Annotated in this window: 12 protein-coding genes and 1 pseudogene; 6 read left to right on the forward strand and 7 right to left on the reverse strand. The window is 43.1% G+C overall.

What is annotated here, in order from left to right:
• Positions 1-189 precede the first annotated feature (189 nt).
• Positions 190-5,013: an Ig-like domain-containing protein gene (locus tag PE36_RS16555; RefSeq protein ID WP_157517801.1), complete on the forward strand. Its 4,824-nt coding sequence runs from the start codon at positions 190-192 to the stop codon at positions 5,011-5,013.
• On the forward strand, positions 5,010-5,990 hold the full coding sequence (locus PE36_RS16560) for a hypothetical protein (protein WP_006033203.1): 981 nt from the start codon (positions 5,010-5,012) through the stop codon (positions 5,988-5,990). Before PE36_RS16555 ends, PE36_RS16560 begins: the two co-directional genes overlap by 4 nt.
• 963 nt (positions 5,991-6,953) lie before the next feature.
• On the opposite strand, the gene PE36_RS16570 is transcribed toward PE36_RS16560, so the two are convergent.
• Together PE36_RS16570 and PE36_RS16575 are read right to left on the reverse strand one after the other, a co-directional pair.
• Positions 6,954-7,304, reverse strand: a complete 351-nt coding sequence (locus PE36_RS16570; protein ID WP_006033205.1) for a hypothetical protein — start codon at positions 7,302-7,304, stop codon at positions 6,954-6,956.
• A 240-nt stretch (positions 7,305-7,544) separates the two neighbouring features.
• On the reverse strand, positions 7,545-8,162 hold the full coding sequence (locus tag PE36_RS16575) for a lipoprotein receptor-related protein (RefSeq protein ID WP_006033206.1): 618 nt from the start codon (positions 8,160-8,162) through the stop codon (positions 7,545-7,547).
• 572 nt (positions 8,163-8,734) lie between these two features.
• On the opposite strand from PE36_RS16575, the gene PE36_RS16580 reads away from it, so the two are divergent.
• The 3 genes and pseudogenes from PE36_RS16580 (at position 8,735) to PE36_RS16590 (ending at position 11,047) form a co-directional block, all read left to right on the forward strand.
• Positions 8,735-9,154 carry a VOC family protein gene (locus PE36_RS16580; protein ID WP_006033207.1) on the forward strand — a complete coding sequence of 140 codons (420 nt, stop codon included), beginning with the start codon at positions 8,735-8,737 and terminating at the stop codon, positions 9,152-9,154.
• Between the two features lie 123 nt (positions 9,155-9,277).
• Positions 9,278-9,520, forward strand: a pseudogene (locus PE36_RS16585) (GFA family protein); the annotation flags it as partial.
• A gap of 252 nt (positions 9,521-9,772) precedes the next feature.
• Positions 9,773-11,047, forward strand: a complete 1,275-nt coding sequence (locus PE36_RS16590) for a DEAD/DEAH box helicase (protein WP_006033209.1) — start codon at positions 9,773-9,775, stop codon at positions 11,045-11,047.
• Between the two features lie 179 nt (positions 11,048-11,226).
• On the opposite strand, the gene PE36_RS16595 is transcribed toward PE36_RS16590, so the two are convergent.
• From PE36_RS16595 to PE36_RS16615, 5 genes are all read right to left on the reverse strand, one after another.
• Positions 11,227-12,795: a glycogen synthase gene (locus PE36_RS16595; protein ID WP_006033210.1), complete on the reverse strand. Its 1,569-nt coding sequence runs from the start codon at positions 12,793-12,795 to the stop codon at positions 11,227-11,229.
• 153 nt (positions 12,796-12,948) lie between these two features.
• Positions 12,949-14,265 (reverse strand): glucose-1-phosphate adenylyltransferase, encoded by a 1,317-nt coding sequence (glgC, locus tag PE36_RS16600; protein WP_006033211.1) that lies wholly within the window; start codon positions 14,263-14,265, stop codon positions 12,949-12,951.
• Positions 14,266-14,442: 177 nt separating this feature from the next.
• On the reverse strand, positions 14,443-16,941 hold the full coding sequence (locus tag PE36_RS16605; RefSeq protein ID WP_006033212.1) for a glycogen/starch/alpha-glucan phosphorylase: 2,499 nt from the start codon (positions 16,939-16,941) through the stop codon (positions 14,443-14,445).
• A gap of 62 nt (positions 16,942-17,003) precedes the next feature.
• A complete protein-coding gene (glgB, locus tag PE36_RS16610; protein WP_006033213.1) occupies positions 17,004-19,265 on the reverse strand; it encodes a 1,4-alpha-glucan branching protein GlgB in 2,262 nt (753 codons plus the stop codon).
• 33 nt (positions 19,266-19,298) lie between these two features.
• Positions 19,299-19,619, reverse strand: a complete 321-nt coding sequence (locus PE36_RS16615; protein ID WP_006033215.1) for an isoamylase early set domain-containing protein — start codon at positions 19,617-19,619, stop codon at positions 19,299-19,301.
• Positions 19,620-20,117: 498 nt separating this feature from the next.
• On the opposite strand from PE36_RS16615, the gene PE36_RS16620 reads away from it, so the two are divergent.
• A complete protein-coding gene (locus PE36_RS16620) occupies positions 20,118-22,970 on the forward strand; it encodes an HD domain-containing phosphohydrolase (RefSeq protein ID WP_006033216.1) in 2,853 nt (950 codons plus the stop codon).
• Positions 22,971-23,113 lie beyond the last annotated feature (143 nt).

Here is a 23,113-nt window from a genome sequence, read left to right on the forward strand (position 1 = left end):
GCTTTGCCAAAAGGATATCGAGCCATCGGTAATCTCAATCGATTAATTATAGTAATGTATTTTTACCACTAATTCACTAGCTTTTGTATGATTATTGTAACAATTAACATTTATTTTTTATGCATCTAATCTATAAACATAAAGCTAACCATGCCGAATGATAATAAATTGATTTTAAAGGGGTTAATAGTGAATTCAATACTAAAGAATTGGCTTTTTGTTCTGCTTTCGTTTGCATTGTTTGGTTGTAATGATCCAAATGGTAGCACAATGAAACGTGTTATTTATGTCGACGAAAATTCACAAGTTGAATTAACATCAGCTTATGTAGCAACCTCCAATACTGACCATATTGAATGGCGACAAATTAGTGGTAAATCGATTGAATTGTCGGATGTTAATAGTTCTACGTTAGTGTTCTTCTCACCAACGACAGAGACTAAATTAACATTGGAGTTTGAGTCTACGGTACTTAGCTCTGTAGGTAATATGGTTACGGAAATTGTGACAGTGGTGGTGGTTCCTTACATCACAGGATTAGTGATAGATGACCCTCTTATTGGTGCAACAGTTCGCTTATTATCATTCGACAGTTCAACAGAACATGCAAGTACAATTACAGATGAAAATGGACGTTACCGCTTTTCCAATACTCTAAATCTAAACAGATATAAGCTAGTGGTTGATGCTCAGACTGGTTTCATGTCTGATGGCTCTGTGTTTGAAGCCGAAATGAAGGCTGTATGTATTAATAGTACTGAACGTCATGATTGTAACATTACACCTATTAGTACCTTTATTGCACACCACCTTGAGCAAACAGCCGATATGGAATCGAAAGAAGAGGCTGTAGTTCAAATAGAGCTGGCATGGAATATAGACTTATCTCTAGACCCTTTTGTCCATGAAATACCTGAGATAAATACGGGCAGTACATTTAAGGCGGATGATATTCGCATATTTTTGGATAATGGTCGACAGATTTCTACATGGCTAGACAATATGTCTGCTCATGTTACCCAAATTATTGAACAAGAGGAAATTCTCCCAGCAGAACAAGATGATATTAATAGCTGGATTGATTTCAAGCGTGAAGCTGGTATCCCACTCATCGCTGGGCCTACAGTTAATAAATCTGTGGGTGATATGGGATATCGACAAGAGGCAACCGCAGGGAATGGAGGTGCAATAACCTATACTTCATCCGATCACGCGGTAGCTATGGTTGATAGCAGTGGTAATGTAACAGTCTTAGATGCGGGTACTGCAACAATCACAGCGATAGAAGCACAAAGTATGAAATACCTAAGCCAAAACGATGCATACACCTTAATCGTAGCACGAGGTGATGGCACTCTATTGAGTGCAGGGACTGACATCAGTAAAACCACCGATGATGGATCCTTTACTCAAGTAGCTTCTGGCGGCAACGGGGGCGCTATTACCTACGCTTCATCCGATACGGCTGTTGCCACTGTGAACGATAGCGGCGTGGTCACGCTTGTTGGCGCGGGCGAAACCACTGTTACTGCCAGCGAAGCACAAACCGCGAGTTACCTGACTCAAAACGACGCATACACCTTAACCGTAACACGAGGTGATGGTACGCTATTGAGAGCTGGGACTGACATCAGTAAAACCACCGATGATGGATCCTTTACTCAAGCCGCTTCTGGCGGCAACGGGGGCGCTATTACCTACGCGTCATCCGATACAGCTGTTGCCACGGTGAACGATATCGGCGTGGTCACGCTGGTTGGCGCGGGTGAAACTACTGTGACTGCCAGTGAAGCGCAAACCGTTAATTACCTGACTCAAAGCGATGCGTACACCTTAACCGTAGCTCGCGGTGATGGCACTGGATTAAATGCAGGCGTGGACATGAATAAAACCACCGATGATGCATCCTTTACTCAAGCCGCTTCTGGCGGCAACGGGGGCGCTATTACCTACGCGTCATCCGATATGGCTGTTGCCATGGTGAACGATACCGGCGTCGTCACGCTGGTTAGCGCGGGTGAAACCTCTATTACTGCCAGCGAAGCGCAAACCGCGAATTACCAGACTCAAAACGACGCATATACCTTAACCGTAACACGAGGTGATGGCTCGCTATTGAGTGCAGGGACTGACATCAGTAAAACCACCGATGATGGATCATTTACTCAAGCAGCTTCTGGCGGCAACGGGGGCGCTATTACCTACGCGTCATCTGATACGGCTGTTGCCACGGTAAACGATACCGGCGTCGTCACGCTGGTTGGCGCGGGCGAAACCACTGTTACTGCCAGCGAAGCACAAACCGCGAATTACCTGACTCAAAACGATGCATACACCTTAACCGTAGTACGAGGTGATGGCACTGGATTAAATGCAGGCGTGGACATGAATAAAACCACCGATGATGCATCCTTTACTCAAGCCGCTTCTGGCGGCAACGGGGGCGCTATTACCTACGCTTCATCCGATACGGCTGTTGCCACTGTGAACGATAGCGGCGTGGTCACGCTTGTTGGCGCGGGCGAAACCACTGTTACTGCCAGCGAAGCACAAACCGCGAGTTACCTGACTCAAAACGACGCATATACCTTAACCGTAACACGAGGTGATGGTACGCTATTGAGAGCTGGGACTGACATCAGTAAAACCACCGATGATGGATCCTTTACTCAAGCCGCTTCTGGCGGCAACGGGGGCGCTATTACCTACGCGTCATCCGATATGGCTGTTGCCATGGTGAACGATACCGGCGTCGTCACGCTGGTTAGCGCGGGTGAAACCTCTATTACTGCCAGCGAAGCGCAAACCGCGAATTACCAGACTCAAAACGACGCATATACCTTAACCGTAACACGAGGTGATGGCTCGCTATTGAGTGCAGGGACTGACATCAGTAAAACCACCGATGATGGATCCTTTACTCAAGCAGCTTCTGGCGGCAACGGGGGCGCTATTACCTACGCGTCATCTGATACGGCTGTTGCCACGGTGAACGATATCGGCGTCGTCACGCTGGTTGGCGCGGGCGAAACCACTGTTACTGCCAGCGAAGCACAAACCGCGAATTACCAGACTCAACACGACGCATATACCTTAACCGTAACACGAGGTGATGGCTCGCTATTGAGTGCAGGGACTGACATCAGTAAAACCACCGATGATGCATCCTTTACTCAAGCCGCTTCTGGCGGCAACGGGGGCGCTGTTACCTACGCTTCATCCGATACGGCTGTTGCCACGGTAAACGATACCGGCGTGGTCACGCTGGTTGGCGCGGGTGAAACTACTGTGACTGCCAGTGAAGCGCAAACCGTTAATTACCTGACTCAAAACGATGCATACACCTTAATCGTAGCACGCGGTGATGGCACTCTATTGAGTGCAGGGACTGACATCAGTAAAACCACCGATGATGCATCCTTTACTCAAGTAGCTTCTGGCGGCAACGGGGGCGCTATTACCTACGCTTCATCTGATACGGCTGTCGCCACGGTGAACGATATCGGCGTGGTCACGCTGGTTGGCGCGGGCGAAACCACTGTTACTGCCAGTGAAGCGCAAACCGTTAATTACCTGACTCAAAACGATGCGTACACCTTAACCGTAGCTCGCGGTGATGGCACTGGATTAAATGCAGGCGTGGACATGAATAAAACCACCGATGATGGATCCTTTACTCAAGCAGCTTCTGGCGGTAACGGGGGCGCTATTACCTACGCGTCATCTGATATGGCTGTTGCCACTGTGAACGATATCGGCGTCGTCACGCTGGTTGGCGCGGGCGAAACCACTGTTACTGCCAGCGAAGCACAAACCGCGAGTTACCTGACTCAACACGACGCATATACCTTAACCGTAGTACGAGGTGATGGCTCGCTATTGAGTGCAGGGACTGACATCAGTAAAACCACCGATGATGGATCCTTTACTCAAGCCGCTTCTGGCGGCAACGGGGGCGCTATTACCTACGCTTCATCCGATACGGCTGTTGCCACGGTAAACGATAGCGGCGTCGTCACGCTGGTTGGCGCGGGTGAAACTACTGTGACTGCCAGTGAAGCGCAAACCGTTAATTACCTGACTCAAAACGATGCATACACCTTAATCGTAGCACGCGGTGATGGCACTCTATTGAGTGCAGGGACTGACATCAGTAAAACCACCGATGATGCATCCTTTACTCAAGTAGCTTCTGGCGGTAACGGGGGCGCTATTACCTACGCGTCATCTGATACGGCTGTCGCCACGGTGAACGATATCGGCGTTGTCACGCTGGTTAGCGCGGGTGAAACCACTGTTACTGCCAGCGAAGCACAAACCGCGAACTACCTGACTCAAAACGACGCATACACCTTGATAGTGACTCAAGCATCACAAAGAGTGGAAAGCATTAACTCGAATTTATTTGCTTTTGCCGCACTGCATTCCGACGGATCAGTGACCACCTGGGGGAGTAGCTCCAATGGTGGCGATAGCACGAGTGTGAGCGACAAGCTTGATGGCAGCAAGCCAGTCGTCAAGGTTGACTCGAATCGCTTTGCTTTTGCCGCACTGCATTCCGACGGTTCAGTGACAACCTGGGGTGGTGGCTCTTTCGGTGGCGACAGCTCGAGCGTGAGTGACAAGCTTGATGGCAGCAAGCAAGTCGTCAAGGTTGACTCGAATTTCTTTGCTTTTGCCGCACTATATTCCGACGGTTCAGTGATAACCTGGGGGAATGGCTCTCACGGTGGCGATAGCAGCAGTGTGAGCGACAAGCTTGATGGCAGCAAGCCAGTCGTCAAAGTTGACTCTACTACCTTTGCTTTTGCCGCACTGCATTCCGACGGTTCAGTGACAACCTGGGGGAATGGCGCTTACGGTGGCGATAGTACGAGTGTGAGTGACAAGCTTGATGGCAGCAAGCCAGTCGTTAAGGTTGACTCGACTGAGGGCGGTTTTGCCGCACTGTACTCCGACGGTTCAGTGACCACCTGGGGGGGGGCTCTTACGGTGGCGATAGCACGAGTGTGAGCGACAAGCTTGATGGTAGCAATCCAGTCGTTAAGGTTGACTCGACTGACAGAGGTTTTGCCGCACTGCATTCCGACGGTTCAGTGACCACCTGGGGGGATGGCTCTGACGGTGGTGATAGCAGCAGTGTGAGCGACATGCTTGATGGCAGCAAGCCTGTCGTCAAGCTTGACTCGACTGGTTATGCTTTTGCCGCACTGCACTCTGACGGTTCAGTGACCACCTGGGGGTTTAACTCTGGCGGTGGTGATAGCAGCAGTGTGAGCGACATGCTTGATGGCAGCAAGCCAGTCGTCAAGGTTGACTCGACTCGCTATGCTTTTGCCGCACTGCACTCTGACGGTTCAGTGACCACCTGGGGGGATGAAAGGTACGGTGGCGATAGCAGCAGTGTGAGCGACAAGCTTGATGGCAGCAAGCCAGTCGTCAAAGTTGACTCTACTAGCTATGCTTTTGCCGCACTGCATTCCGACGGTTCAGTGACAACCTGGGGGCATAGTTCTTACGGTGGCGATAGCAGCAGTGTGAGCGACAAGCTTGATGGCAGTAAGTCAGTTGTTAAGGTTGACTCGACTGGCTATGCTTTTGCCGCACTGCACTCCGACGGTTCAGTGACCACCTGGGGGTATGGAACTTTCGGTGGCGATAGCACTAGCGTGAACGCAAAATTAACAGGCACGTTAAGCGATTACTATGATTACCACGACACTGATAGAGACGGCATACCAAATATCGATGAATTAGGTACATGTAGTGTGCCATATTCCATAGCATCAGAAGACTTAGGTCACCCCCCTTGCCAAAGCGCTGGGGAGCCAGATTCGGATGGAGATGGCGTTTGGGATAACGTTGAAGGCACGAATGGCTCGAATCCATTGAAAGCATCGTATCAGGACTCAAATAATGATGCCAACGGAGATGGTTCACCAGATAGTTGGATATTGCCTGATGATGGCCTGAATGTACCAATTCTATAGAGTGACAATAATTAATCCGATGTTAGAGTCAAAGATACCTATCAGCCTGACTCTAATATCGGTGTTTTTTAAGACAGTTGGCACTCATTTAGCTAATTTTTATACCGCTTCTTTCATCAGTTTATCTGAAACTGAATTTACTGCTGACATATCCTTTAAAACTATCGCTGCGCTACATTATGTAAGCAATTACGGGAGCTATTTTGAGATAGCTAGAGATATTGACATGGATAGCATGAATAGTAGGGGGGTGACTTGTCGGAGAGCGTTTCCACACAGTACTCAGGAAAAATAAACGTTTCATTTGAGGAGTTACAATCTATCGAAACCATTGAACCTATAATGCAGAACTTAATTGATGGCGACCAGTATCAATCGTGTTAGATATTGATATGGCAACAATAGTCGAAACTGTTGCATAATAAAAGCATTTAAGAGGGATTTAAAACGCGTGGCATTCGCGATTTGAATCCACTTTTGTGTTTACGGTGGTCAAATTCAGTTTTGGGGTAGGCATTTTCCACCCCTTAATGCGGCGTTGGTAATTTGCCCATACTTTCTGTAATGCGAACCGTGTGCTTTGAAGTTTATACTCTAAGCCATTTTTTCCAACTTCGGCTTAGAGCAATAGCGCTAAGCCGTTTCTGCCCATCACGTTAGAGTGATAACTCATTCACAGGCTGTTAATGCTACTTTTCGATACCCGAATTTATGCGAGGTGAAGAGTGTTGCTAAGTGTCAGCTAAGCTCCGTTTCTCCCAAAACCGAGCTTTGCGCAAGACTTGCTGGTTTTTGAACTGCCGCTATTTCAGGTTCGCTTTCGGTGAACGTGTACTTTAGAAGCTATCTCGCTTTCGCCTCAAAATCGACTTAGAAATCGATTTTGGAAGAGCCTACATTAATGATTGCTTACCACCCCCTTCGGCAGCCCATTGGTCGCTAACGGACCCGAAGCGGACACTGTTATTTTTTAACTAGTGAGGGGACTATTTTTATGAGATCTGTTCCTCGGATTTGGATGCCGTCTTCAGTCACCGCTGTAAGCTCGACAGTGTATTCTCCTTGTTCAATCATAAATTTCGAGGTTTCAATGCCGCAAACCAAATCCATAAAACCATCACGGTTGACATCTCTTTCTTGGCACATATAATTCCTGCCAGCAAGCCTTACGTTAGCTCCCGACAGCCATATAGTTTCCTCATCGATTGTTAGCGCATCAAAGGTTTGGGAACTCAGAATAGCGAGGTGGGTCACCCCAGCCGAATTGAGGTTGATCGTATTTTTCCTATTGCCGGGCTTCAGATCTATCGTCACTTTAATTGCTGTGGGAATTTGTAACGCGATCCCCCACGGTGTATCTAATCCGCTGGTAACGAGATCTTCTATTAAGGTACCATCAAAATTTGCCCTTTGAATCTTGTTATCGTTATTGTTGGTCCAGTAAATTTTTCTGTCCTTAAGGTCGAGTGCAATTCCAATCGCTCCACTGAACTGAAACTCCGGATTAGCATCTGTACCGTCTAACTTAGCACTCCAAATCCAGTTACCTTGTGCCTAATACATCCTTCCGCGCGGTACATCCAGAGCGATACCTTGCGGAAAACTTTGCCCTGAAACAAGGTCTTCTAACTCTGAACCGTCCAAATTGGCACGCTGTATCTTATCCGTAAGCGTGTCCGTCCAGTAAATTTTTCCAGCATTAATATTGATGGCAAGTCCACGCGGGTCTCCCAAGCCAGTAACTATATCTTCAATGTTCGAGCCATCTAGATTTGATCGCTGAATTTTGTTCGTGACTCCATCAGTCCAGTAGATCTTTCCAGCCATAAGATTCAAAGCAATACCCGAAGGACCCGGTAGTCCATGGACCAGGCTGTTCTCGACATTACTCCCATCAAGGTTCGCGCGACGGATACTTCCGATGTCGGTCCAGTATACCTTGCCTCCTGCGATGTCCAGTGCAATATAACGAGGATTTAGGCTTGGTGGAGTGACTAGAAGTTTGACGTTACTGCCGTCCAAATTGGCTCGTAGAACTTTCGCTACCGCATTTCCTGAATTATTAGAATCAGAGAAATATATCTTTCCAGTTGAAGCCGAAAATGTAAATCCGCTTATTAAAGTGCTAACCAAAATAAGTGTCGGAAGTATACCTAACGCTTTCATTTTCATGGTGAAACCCTCTAGTGCATGTGTGTTTTACTTATACACTACAAGTAAAGTGTATAAGTAAAATCGGCCTCGGATTTACATTCAGTCCAATATGCTTTTTCAGCTTGCTATGGACTGAGTATCTATCAAATGATAGTTCATACACACATTTATATTATGGTTATCAGCAAGGTTTAATAGTTCCGGAAATAATTAGAAAAGATAGGCATCTAAAAAGCATGAGTTAAGTCGTCGGGCGAAATGTGACGCTTATTAAAGATAACTGTGGGGACTCTCGTGTTATTCGCTCAGATCAAGATTACGAAATATTGATACTGCCAAATAGTCTTTGTTTCAAGCCTAGATGTAACTTAGTTAATTGAAAATAAACAATTTAATTTTTATGTGTCTATTTACACGGGTTACACGGGTCCGTATAAATAGGGTTCTTGTTTACGTTCTGATTTTATTTGATAGAGACCCATTATTTTTCCATATCCATTTGTAATTAATGATAAATTTGATAGTGTTGATGGTAATTAAATTGAAACGGAATTCCGTGTAATTAAACTTTATACCTCTGGGGGTAATTCGTGACGCAAATTGAACATTTAAATATCACTGTTCCAAATATAGATGAAGCGATAAAGTTCATTCAGATAGTCGCTCCGGATTTCAAGGTAAGAAAGGATGAAAAACCACTTTCCAGTTATCGTTGGGCTCATATAGGTAATGATGAATATTATTTTGCTCTTCAAGAACCACATATAGGCTCAGAAGCAGATAAGCCACGAAAAACATATAAGAATTATGGTGTTAACCATATTGCTCTTGTCGTTGATGATATTTCAAAAATTGAAAATGAGTTAGTAAAAGCTGGATATAAACGGAGTATTGAAACTCCTACAGAGAAATACCGTAAGAGATTGTATTTCTTTGATAATTTCGGCTTCGAGTGGGAATTGGTTGAATACACCTCCGAGAATCCTAGCGAAAAATATTTATATGAATAAAAATATAGCAAGCGCCTGTAATCTGACTTCCGTCAGTTGAGGCGGACGTTATAACTTTCGCATTTAATGGCGTTTACGAAATGGATATTCAATCAATTCACAAAGCGTCATGTCATTGTTGCTTCAATACCACTTGATGGTATAAAAGTTATTAAAGGCTCTGAATTGTTGAGCTTGTATCAATTTAATACGAAAACAGCGAAACACTATTTTTGTTCTAAATGTGGCATTTACACTCATCATCAAAGGCGTTCAAACCCACAACAATATGGTTTTAATGTCGCTTGCTTAGAAGGTGTTAATCCCTTAACGCTAGAAAATGTTCCAACATATGACGGTGTTAACCACCCAGTAGATCGTATGTAAAAGTTATAACCAGGCGTTTAAACGGCACAAAACAGTTGACTCTTTCCCGCTTCGCTACACCGTTATAGCCAACAATTATCTGCCGCTTAAACGGATGCGTTACTTAGCTCTTGGAACGTTACGTCGAATAAAACTCGGTCTATTCAGGGATTTAATGACATTACCGCAGGTGTAGAACGATTTAACTAACTTAACAGGGCATAAATACGCTAAAATAGCCGGCTATTATCTTATTTTGAGCTCTATATATTAATGACCACTGTAACAGCACCTGCAAACTTTACTGAACTTGGCCTTATTTCACCTTTATTAACTCGATTGACTGAGATGGAATATCTGCAGCCAACGCCAATTCAAGCACAAGCTATCCCAAGTGTATTAGCGGGACGTGACTTAATTGCAGGGGCTAATACCGGCTCGGGTAAAACAGCTGCATTTGCACTGCCATTATTGCAGCAACTACATACTGAAAAACAATTGAGTGACACCAGCAGCAAAGGTAACTATGTTACTGGACTAATTTTGGTGCCTACCCGTGAACTCGCTATACAAGTTGCTGACAGCATTAAATCTTACGCAGCACATTTAAACGGCGCGATTAAAACGCTTGCTGTTTTTGGTGGTGTATCTGCGAATACGCAAATGCTCGCATTACGCGGCGGCACAGATATTTTGGTTGCAACGCCTGGTCGATTACTCGATTTGATTTCAAGCAATGCGATTAAGCTCGATAGAGTTAAAACCTTAGTGCTAGATGAAGCCGATCGCATGTTAAGCCTCGGTTTTACTGAAGAGCTATCTGCGCTATTGGCATTAACGCCAAAGCAAAAACAAATTTTATTATTTTCAGCAACTTTTCCTGAGCAAGTTCAAGCTTTAACTCAAGAATTGCTAAATGACCCTGTTGAAATTCAATTGCAAAGTGCAGATGCCAGTACCTTAGTACAGCGCGTATTTACTGTTACTAAAGGCGAGAAAACAGCCTTGTTAGCGCATTTGATCAAACGACATGAATGGCGACAAGTGCTTATTTTTGTTAATTCTAAACACAGCTGTAATCACTTAGCGGACAAACTTGCTAAACGTGGCATTACCTCGCAAGTGTTTCATGGCGATAAAGGTCAGAGCGCTCGTATTCGTACACTTGACGGCTTTAAAGCTGGCCAGGTTCACGTACTAATCGCAACCGATATTGCTGCACGTGGTATCGATATTGAAAAACTACCTGTCGTGATCAACTTTGACTTACCAAGAAGCCCATCAGACTACATGCACCGTATTGGTCGAAGTGGCCGTGCTGGTGAAGTTGGCTTGGCGTTATCGCTTATCGATCATGAAGATTATCATCATTTCAGCACCATCGAAAAGAAGAACAAGATCCGACTTGAGCGTGAGCAAGAAGTAGGGTTTGAAGTCGATGACGCTGTCGAAGCATATATACCGATGGCGCCACCTGAAGGCAGCGGTAAGAAAAAGCGTAAAAATAAAGCGCCTGTGAATGCTGATATCTGGTTGAATAAATCTTGATAGCAATCAGAATAAATAGATAATCACTCTTTCTGGTTTAAACCTGAATAAAAGATAAATCTACCCTTATAAAAAGTGGGTGTTGAGAAGTTCGACCTCACTATTTACTATAAAAAAACCACCGAGCATAGCAGGGTGGTTTTTTTATATAATCAGCCTAGTCGTGTTTATATAACCGTCTAAGCAGGTGTATATAATAAGTCTAGATACTGTTTGGTGCTTTCGTGCCAGCTAAAACGGGCTGATTTTGCATTGTCTGCAATTTTGGCCCATGTCTTCGGTTTTTTCGCATGCAGTTTAATTGCATCGTTAAAAGCGGTAATCAAATTATCACTTTGTTCTGGTAACGATGAACCGTTAAAGCTAAAGCCATTCTCTAAATGCTGAACCGTATCTTTTAAACCGCCAACTGCATGCACTAAACAAGGTTGCCCATCACGCATTGCTAGCATTTGGCTAATACCGCAAGGTTCAAATGAACTTGGCATTAAGAATAGATCGCCATGTAGATATATTTGATCGGATAACGCTTGGCCATAACCGTTCAAGAATAAGAAATTGTCATGACTTGCCATTAACTGCATGAATTCAAATTCGATTTGCGTATCACCAGAACCAAGAATAATCATCCGACCATTCACTCTCGCAAGATCATCAAGTAATACCGCCAGTACCGTTTTACCCTGATAAGGCTGACGTAATAATAGTGCTTTTTGATCGGTTAAACGGCCAATGCTGGTTACTAAGAAATCAGTAAATGGTGCCTGGCTATGCCAGTTATTGATCTGTTCATTAGCTAGGTAATGTACTGTTTTCAATTGCGCCGATTGTGCTAACCAACGTTTTACTTGTTGTTGTGCAGGTACCAAAAAATTACTCAGTGCTGGTGTTTTAGTGCGTTTATTTGATACTGACTCTGTGTATTCACAGCCATTTAAAATACCGACTAAGCGACCTTGCTGTTTTGCTGCTGCTAAGTCTTTCTCTAGACCTTCGCCACCAAAGAAACCGTTATGCGCATCGCTGGCATGTAATACTTCGTCTGCATATGTTGGTGATACTACATGGACTTTGTTACAAAGATTAATACCAGCACGCATCGGGTTATAACAATGAGTATAACGCGGGTCGGCAATAACACTCTGATCAAAGTTAAGGGTAGGGAACCAGTGGCGTAAACTTGATTCATCGTCTGCAATCGGGCGGATACCTTGCAAGGCAATGTTATGCACAGTGTAGACTGAGTGAATGTTAGCAAGTTCTTTATATTGCGGCGCGTATTGGTTTAGTACCGCGATTGTTGCACTGTGCCAGTCGTGTAAATGTAATACATCAGGCCGGGTTAATTCTGACTCGATAAGAAGTTGGCATACGGCAAGGTTGAATAAAGCGTATTTGGTTGCGTCAGTGGCAAAAGGGCGATTACCTTCATCGTGACTATAAACATGACCACCTTGACCAAATAGCGGATGTTGTACTACAAATTGGCGGACTTTATTTGGCGTTTCAGGAAAGAACAGTTCGAACAAAGTAACTGTTTCTGTTTGGCCGGCAAACTCAACATTGACTCTGGCCAGTTGACGAGACTCAAACTTTGTCGCGTACTGACCATAATCAGGGATCACAACATCAACACTTACATCATGGTGAGGTAAGGCTTTTGGTAAATCCCGAACGACGTCAGCAACGCCACCAACTTTAGCACCTGGTATCGCATCATTTTCGGCTGCTATCATTAAAACGTGCATGAATAAATTGTCCTTAAAGCAGAATATTAAAGTTGTGTTATTAGAAATAGTTGTGAAATTAAAGTTATAAAACAAAAATAGCAATAAGTCACTTAGTTAAGTGACTTATTGCTTTAGATTATTATTGATAGATCACAGTTTATCAGTTATCGATTAAACGAGTTCTGCAGTTTGTTTAGCGGCTTTTTCTAGTGCTGCTTTAGCGTCTTTTTCTGCCATTCTCTTCAGCATATCCGATGTTACCAATGTGATACCTTTTGGCGAAACTCGGAAACCATTAGCTAGATCTTGTGCTTTATCGTGACCGACGATTAAACCAGCTGGTATGACACATTTGCTGTCAACGATAGTACGACGTAATTGACAATGTTCACCGATATCGGCCCCCGGTAATATTACCGACTCTTCAATTGTTGAGTATGAATGAACATGTACGTTCGAAAATAGCAGAGATTTACGGATTGTAGAACCAGAAATAATACAACCACCAGAAACGGTCGAATCAACAGCCATGCCGCGACGTTCATCATTGTCAAAAACAAATTTAGCGGGTGGTAGTTGCTCTTGGTATGTCCAAATCGGCCAGTTTGAATCATAAAGGTTAAGCTGTGGTTCTGGTGTCACTAATTCCATATTCGCTTCCCAGAATGAATCCAGCGTACCTACATCGCGCCAGTACGGTTGTTGATCACTATCTGGATCGCTGAATGGGAATGCAAATACTTGATGATCTTCAATGATGGCAGGAATGATGTCATTACCAAAATCACGGTCTGATGTGGTACGTGTCGCATCTTTTTCTAGTTGATCAAATAAGAACTCAGTATTAAATACATAGTTGCCCATTGATGCTAAACACTGTCCTGGTTTACCTGGGATCTCATTTGGTTGTGCTGGTTTTTCGTCGAAACGTTTAACACGGTTATCTTGGTCTACTGTCATTACCCCAAACTGACCAGCCGCTTCTTCTGTCGGCACTTCGATACAACATACCGTCATGTCAGCACCATTTTCTACGTGTTTAGCAAGCAGATCACCGTAATCCATACGATATACGTGATCACCAGACAAGATCATCACGTATTTTGGCATTTCCGCACGGATGATATCGATGTTTTGGAATACTGCATCTGCCGTACCTGAATACCAATCGTTACCGTAACGTTGTGATGCCGGTAAGATCTCGACAGACTCAGACAATTCTTTCTTGAAGTGTCCCCAACCACGGTTTACGTGACGAATTAGTGAATGTGATTTGTACTGCGTTGCAATACCCACGCGGCGGATCCCAGAGTTAATGCAATTAGATAATGGGAAATCGATAATGCGGAATTTACCACCGAAAAATACAGCTGGTTTTGCGCGCCAATCAGTTAACTCATGTAAACGACTACCTCTGCCACCTGCAAGAATCAGGGCATAAGTATCTTTAGTTAAGTTACTAATATAACGATGTGTACCTTTTGACATATTACTTCTCCATAAGCTTTTGTCGAAATTCGGTTTAATTATTTACCCTTGAAATGAATTAATGCTTTATCAGCAAGTAAGCGTAATCAAGGGCCTAAATAAATGGTTAACATTATTTTTATAAAACATCTGTCTTACAAACACTTTGTGATAAATACTCTGTTATAAATAACAGCATCAAGCATTAAGTGGCATTAGCTTCCAAATATCTTGATTGTATTCATTAATTGTTCGGTCACTTGAGAACGAGCCACTTGCTGCGGTATTCAAAATACTTAATCGTGTCCAAGCTTCTTTATCTTGATAGGTGAGGGCTGCGACTTGTTGTGCTTCGCAATAGCTCGCGAAATCGTGTGCAACTAACCATTGATCATATGGATTCAAAATAGCGTCGATTAACGGTTGGAATAGCCCACCCTCAAACAAGTTGAAATGTCCGCTGCGAAGTAATTTCATTACGTTATTTAGCTTGCTGTCATTAGCAATGATGTGTGCAGGATCATAGTGTGCACGGATATCTGCTACTTGCTCGCTGCGAGCGCCAAATAAGAAGAAATTATCAGCACCTACGGCATCTCTGATCTCGACATTGGCACCGTCTAACGTCCCGATAGTGGCAGCGCCATTCATCATGAACTTCATGTTGCCTGTACCCGATGCTTCTTTACCTGCCGTTGATATCTGTTCTGATAAATCCGTTGCTGCGCAGATTGTTTCCATTGCAGTGACGTTGTAATTTGGCAAGAAGGCCACACGTAACCAAGGCTGTGCTAGCGGATCGGCATTAATTGTTGCTGCAACGTTGTTGATTAATTTGATTGTTAACTTAGCAATGAAGTAACCCGGCGCAGCTTTACCACCAATTAATACACAACGTGGTGTCATACCTTCGGTATCACCGCGACGGATGCGATCATAAAGATGGATAACATGCAGAATATTAAGTAATTGACGTTTGTATTCGTGCATACGCTTAACTTGTACGTCAAACATCATGTTGGTATCGAATTCAACACCACATGCTTGTTTTACTAAGTCGGCAAGTTGCTGTTTGTTTTGCTGCTTAACGTCTTGCCATTTAGCATGGAATTTGGTGTTGTCGTAATAGCGACGCAGCTTGCTTATTTCACTTAGATCACGCGTCCAATTATTACCAATTTTATCGCTAATTAGTTCACTCAGTTTTGGATTGCAATGTGCTAACCAACGACGAGGCGTTACACCGTTGGTTTTGTTGTTAAATTTGTTTGGCGTCAACTGATAGAAGTCATTGAATAAACCCGCGCTTAATAACTGGGTATGCAATGCCGCCACACCATTAACCGAGAAGCTACCCACAATGGCGAGATAAGCCATGCGTACTTGTGGCTCGTCACCTTCTTCGATAATGGATAAAGCGCGTTGCTTATCAACATCACCTGGCCAATGACACGCAACTTCCGTTAAGAATCGCGCGTTGATTTCATAAATGATCTCAAGTAGGCGAGGTAATAGGTGTGCGAATAAACGTACCGACCATTTTTCCAATGCTTCTGGCAATAAGGTATGGTTGGTGTAAGCCATCGTAGATGTGGTGATCTGCCAGGCAAAGTCCCAATCCAGATCATGTTCATCGAGTAATAAACGCATTAACTCAGCAACCGCCACACTTGGGTGGGTATCGTTAAGTTGGAATACGTGGTACTTAGCAAAATCAGTAAAATCACTGCCGTGTACTTTTACCCATTCAGCCAGAATGTCTTGTAAGCTGGCAGACGTCAGAAAGTATTGCTGACGTAAACGTAGCTCTTTACCATTTTCACTGGCGTCATTTGGGTAAAGTACCATGGTAATTTGTTCAGCTAAGTTTTTACGGGCAACGGCTTCGGTATAACTACCGGCGTTGAATTCACCGAGATCAAACTCGTCTGTCGCCGCTGATTTCCACAGACGTAACGTATTAACGATATCATTTTGATACCCTGGAACGGGTACATCATATGGCACAGCAAGTACATCTTCGGTACCTATCCACTGGTGATGGGTGCGGCCTTCTTTATCTTGATAAGTATCAACATGACCAAAGAATTTAACTCTGCGGTTATGCTCAGGTGCAGCAACTTCCCACGGGTGACCATCACGTAACCAGTTATCTGGATGTTCGACTTGATGACCATTTTCGATGCTTTGATTAAACATACCGTATTCATAACGAATACCATAACCAGTGACAGGTAATGCTAAGCTAGCACAACTATCAAGGAAGCAAGCCGCCAGTCGACCCAGACCACCATTGCCTAAACCCGCATCGTGTTCTGACTCGGCGATTGATTCTAATTCACAGCTGTAATGGTTCAGGCCTTTACGTACACTGTCTTCTAAATCAAGGTTTAGAACTGCATTACCCAAAGCGCGACCCATCAAGAATTCTAATGAAAGATAAGCGGCACGGCGAGTCGGTTGCTTCTGCTGTTGTTTCTTCGTTGCACGTGATTTTTCCATCAAACGGTCACGGATTGTTAATGCCAGTGCGTGATATAAATATTGTGGGGATTCACCGACTTCATCGCGGCCAAGGGTATAATGGAAATGACGCTTTAAATCATCAGGCAAGGTGCTGGCATTAACCACTGGCCCATTGTTTGTCGCTAACGTGCAAACTTTGTTTGCTTTAGACTTTTGTTTCTTTAATGACATATAACGTCCTTTATTATGACATTTGGGCTACAACCGAGCCGCAACTCGGTTGCCTATTTATGCTATTTGGTGTTTCGTGCACAGCTATTTGTTTTGGGTACTAAGTACACGGTTGATAACGGCGGCAGGGCGATACAAATACTTTGGGTAAAACCTTGCCATTCAACGTACTCTGCGATGTAACTTGTCTGGGTTGCAAAACCACTGCCGCCAAATTGCGTATCATCGGTATTAACGAGCACGTCATAGTCACCAAGACTTGGGACACCAATGCGGTAATTTGACTGGCATGCAGGGGTCATATTCGATACCACGACAACATGTTCATCTTTGGCTTTGTTATAACGTAAGAAACTAAACACAGACTGTTCGGCGTTACTGGCGTCAATCCAATCAAAACCTTGGTGATCAGTGTCTAACTCAAATAAGGCAGTTTGATGACAGTAACTGTTATTTAATGCTTTTATGAGAGCTTGCACACCTTGATGCTCAGATTGCGCAAGTAAATGCCAGTCCAGCGATTGGTTATGATTCCATTCTGCACGTTGAGCAAATTCACAGCCCATAAACAGCAACTTTTTACCTGGGTGTGCCCACATGAAACCGTAATAAGCACGTAAATTAGCAAATTTTTGCCAATCATCACCGGGCATCTTCTCGAGCAGTGAACCTTTGCCGTGTACCACTTCGTCGTGACTTAGCGGCAAGATAAAGTTTTCACTAAATGCGTATGCTAATGAGAAGGTCATCTCGTGATGATGATGTTGGCGATAGAGTGGGTCACAACTCATGTATTCTAAGCTGTCGTTCATCCAACCCATATTCCATTTGTAACCAAAACCCAGACCGCCTTGGTCGGTAAAATTGGTCACACCTGGCCAAGCGGTTGATTCTTCTGCGACCATCATGATGCCAGGGTGGTTTTTGTAGCAGCGTTGATTCACTTGTTTGAGTAATTCAATCGCCCCTAGGTTTTCTCTGCCGCCATATTTGTTCGGGATCCATTCACCTTCTTTGCGGCTGTAATCGAGATACAACATAGAGGCCACAGCATCAACACGCAGACCATCAATGGCAAAGTTATCAAACCAAGCCAGCGCATTTGAAATTAAAAAGCTTCGTACTTCAGCGCGATCATAATTAAATATGTGGGTTTTCCAATCGGGATGAAAGCCTTGGCGTTTATCTGCGTGTTCAAACAGGTGTGAGCCATCAAACTGTGCTAAACCATGGGCATCTGCAGGGAAGTGTCCTGGCACCCAATCGATTAATAAGCCGATGTTGGCCTCGTGACAAGCATCAACAAAAAATTGGAAATCAGTCAAACTACCAAAACGACTGGTTGGTGCGAATAAACCAACAGGTTGATAACCCCACGAACCATCAAATGGAAACTCACTGATTGGCATTAATTGAATATGGGTAAAACCAAGTTCTTTTACATAAGGCACAAGCTGTTCAGACATGGCTTGGTAGCTTAAGAAATGGTTGTTCTCATCACGTTTCCATGAACCTGCATGCACTTCATAAATACTTATTGGAGCATTGGTCGCATTGCGTTCTGCACGCTGTGCCCACGCTTGTGCTGGAGATTGTTGCCATACTGCAGATCGTGCTTTGGTTGGTACGCATGACGCTGTTTGTGGCGGTAGTTGCATTGATGATGCGAACGGATCCGCTTTTTCTAAACGCTCACCATTTTCGGTAATAATGCTAAATTTATAATTGTTATCGTGTTCAGAGTCTGCGATATCAGCAATAAAGATTTCCCAAATACCGGCACCAGGGTGCTTACGCATCGGATGACGTGTTGTATTCCAATGGTTAAAGTTACCAATTAAGCTTACTGAAGCCGCGTTAGGAGCCCAAACTGTAAAGCGTACGCCTTCAACATTATTCGTGATCGTCCAATGCGCACCTAGATGACGTTGTGCTTGCTCTAACGTACCTTCGTTAAATAAGTAAACGGCGTTGGCATCAAGTGTCGATGAGAATTTATAAGGGTCTTGCTCGACAAGCGTTGCAAATGGATAGGCGATCGTTAATTGATAATCTGCATTGTATTGCTTGGTTGTTAGGCTAAGGACAAACAGATCACTGGTACCGATACGTTGATAACGTAACTGCTGGTTTTTGTCTTGATAAAAAACTTGCTGTGCACCGGGGATGAATACTTTGAGTTCGTACTCATCTTCACTTACTTGGTGTGGACCTAAAAAAGCAAACGGGTCATAGAGTTTACCTTGGTTAAGGGCATCTATTTCATGGTTAAAGCGATGTTCAAAACGAGTCGCTATTGCTGGTGTAGTCGAAATGTCACTCATGATCCATCCTGGATTAAACGTATTGTTAGCTATTTATGCAGTACGTAATGTAGATACAACGCTGTTATCAGTACCGAAAGAATTGGGTAAGTATAAGTCTGCTTTATGATCGTTATGCCACTCGTTACTGTTAATTAAGTAGCGGAAGTGAAACTGTTTGTTTTCTGGCAAACGAACCTTAGTGCGAAAGACTTTCTCTTTTTTGATGTATTTCATTGGTAAGGCCTGCCAATCATTAAAATCAGCAAACAACTCAACGGTATCGTCACTCATTAACGCGTTATTCGTGTCGCAGGCGAGTTCAAACGTGATATCGGCTTCGGCTTTGGTTTTAAAAAAACGCTTTTTTAACATTGTATCTTCCTTGTTATATGTCGTAGCTCTAATAACTTAAGCCAAGTTTCGTTTACGTACCAAAATTTAGATTCACTATCTAAATGGGTATTCATATGTAGGTATTATCGTCGGTTTTGGAGCTTGTTTAAAGTGTTTAAAAGATGCTTTGCGATCGGCGTCACACTTGATGTCTTTCATTCGTAACTAATGGTCGTTTCTTATGTATGGGTAACGATTTCTATTTATTCTAATTTAAAATTAACCAATTAGTAATACTTTTTGTCTGGACGGATGAGTAAAATACTTGCCGCTACAACCTAATATCATCGTAGATTTAGTTCTAAGTAGCATAGTTTTTAACCACTAGGATCATGTGGCCAATATATGCGGTCATTTATTTAATGGTTTATAAAATAACGGATAAATCGGTGTCGATTGGTCTTTATTTCTATAACCTAATATGCGGAGTGCTATTTAAAGGTTATTCTATCGCGAAGTTTAATAAGAATTTTATTTATGGGTTGGCAAGGCATGCGTACGGTTTCATTTCGCTGGTATATCTCAGGTATATTTCTTTCTATTGCATCCTTACTCAGTGCTGTTCTTATTTATGTCAGCGTACAACATTCCCAAGCTGTTTCAGTGTCGTTATCCAAAGACATTGTCAAAAATTATTCTAATGAACTGAAAGTTGAATTAGATGAATTATCCAAGCCACTCATTACCATGCTTAACACTTTGGCCATTTCAGGTTTTACTGCCGCTGAATTTTATGAGCCGTCGGTCCATTGGCTTGAGATGCTGGACATGTTGTTAGCTAAAAATAAACACATTGCTTCGTTTTATTTTGGTGCTAACAATGGTAATTCTTATTTTGTCCGCGCTATGTACAAGCAAGATATAAAAACACGTTATTCTGCCCCTGATACGACGGTTCTTATGTTGGAGATTAACCGTAATAATGGCCAGCAGCAGCAACTGTTCTTTGATCACAAAATGCGACGTATTGGCTCGAAACGATCACATAGTGCCTATTATGATCCGCGTACCCGCCCTTGGTTTAAAAACGCCAGCGCTGATATGAATATTCATATGGCAGAACCTTACGCATTTTATTTCTCGCGTAAAATTGGTATTACATTTTCGAGAATGATGAAAAATAAGCAAGGTGTGATCGCCGTTGATTTTACTTTAGATTCACTCACGCAAATAATTAAAAAAATGGAGTATTCCAACAACTCTAAAGTATTATTATTAACTGAATCAAAACGTATTATTTCCAGTAATCAAGATTTAGCGCTCATCAATGGCGAACGGCTATTCACCGCGGAAGAACTGGAGATCGCAGATTTTTTACCTGATTTTAATCACATTAAACTAGAGCAAACCTTATTTAGTACCATATTTTGGCAAGACCAAGATTGGGAACTGGTGGTGACGCCACTCGAAATTAGCAGTAAAGATGTGTTGTACTTAGTTAATTTTGTGGCTTATAAAGATCTATTATATAGATCGTCAATATTACGTGATGAACTGATTATTATTTCTTTAATTACGGTGATTATCGCTTTTCTTATTATCCTGATAATGACAGGCAAGATAGCGAAGCCATTGACTTATTTAACTCAGTCAGTTGAAAACATTCAACGTTTTAGTTTTAAGCGTAAGGCCTATAAAAAATCAAATATCAGTGATGTGAATGAACTGAATGAAGCCATGAATCTGATGGAAAATGCGTTAGTTGATTTCTTCCAAAACCTCAGAGATATCGCGCGTACTTCAGAGCCTGAACAGCTATCAACATCTATCGTCACGCAGGTAAAACAAATCCTTGCTTGTGACGCATGCCAATTATTTGTTAATACACCTTCTGACCGCCAATTATTTAAGATGACTGCTAACTCAGAAGCGGGTGACAGCTTTAACATACAAGCACTTTATAATCACCACCACGCTATTTTGACTGAATCAATCTATGAGCTAAAACGAAAAGACAGCAAAATATTGTTTGCTGATACGCACTGTAAAACCGGGTTTATTATACCTTTATTGAATCGTGCTGATATACACATTGGCGTGTTAGTTATTGGCTTTGCAGCTGGTATCAAAGATTATTCACGTAACCGCATACACTTTGTTAGAGAGTTTTTAGCTTTTAATGAAATTGTTCTCGAACAACTTGAACAAGAGCATGAGCAGCGTGCGTTATTTCATTCATTTGTGGAAATGATGGCAACGTCTGTAGATATCAAGTCACCTTATACAGGAGCCCATTGCCAGCGTGTGCCTAAAATTACTAAAATGATCGCAAAAGCGGCTGAGCAAGATACCCAAGCATTCAATGAGTTTTCATTAACTGAGGATGGTTGGGAGGAGTTATTGGTGGCTGCCTGGCTACATGACTGCGGCAAAGTCACCACGCCTGACTATGTGATGGATAAAGCCACGAAGCTTGAAACTGTTTATGATCGTATTCATGAAGTGAGAATGCGTTATGAGGTTTTGAAACGAGATGCCGATATTGTGTATTGGAAAGCCGTTGCGCAAGGGCAAAATAACGTAGCCGCAAAAGCAATCTGTGAGCAACAAAAGGCAGTGCTAGAAGATGAATTTGCATTTATTGCACAGTGTAATATCGGTAACGAATCCTTGCAGCCTGAAGCGATATGCCGTTTAGATAAAATTGCTAATCGAACCTGGCAGCGCACACTGCCTGATAATATTGGTCTATCGCAAGAAGCATTGGATAAAACAGATAAAGACAGTCAAACGTTACCGATTACCGAGCATATACTTGCAGACAAACAAGCGCATTTGTTTAATTGGCAAGAAAGTAAAAGATTAGAAACGCAAAGCCGGCGTGAGTTCAAATTAGTAAAACCTCAGTATCAATACAACCGAGGGGAATTACATAATTTACGTATCGCAAGCGGTACCTTAACGGCCGAAGAACGTTACAACGTCAATGATCATGTGATACAAACATATGTCATGCTTGATCAATTACCGTACCCTGAACATCTGAAAAACGTGCCACTTATTGCCGGGTCTCACCACGAGAAAATGAATGGCAGTGGTTACCCGCTAAAACTAACAGGTGAGCAGATCCCGCTTGGTGGCCGTATGATCGCGATCGCAGATACGTTTGAAGCGCTGACAACAGCAAAACGGCCATACAAAAAAGCCAAGACGTTGAATGAATCACTAATGATTATGGCAAATATGGTCAAAGTTGGCGAAATAGATGCTGACTTATTCGAGCTGTTTATAACTCAAGGTATTTATCAACAATATGCGGATGAATATTTGCAAAAATCGCAGATTGATACGGTTGATATAAGTGCGCTAAAACGGGTGTTAACGTCTTAATGATGGACGCTGCTTAAGTTGATAGTATGAACTAGAGCAATTTTAAAATAGAATAATATCAGCTTATAAAGAGCCGTATAAAAAGCATATTTCTTTGGATTTAAGCCGTAAATTAATATCTTTCATCGTGATGAAGCACTATT

This window comes from Moritella sp. PE36, from assembly GCF_000170855.1.
In the GTDB taxonomy this organism is placed as follows: Bacteria; Pseudomonadota; Gammaproteobacteria; order Enterobacterales; family Moritellaceae; genus Moritella.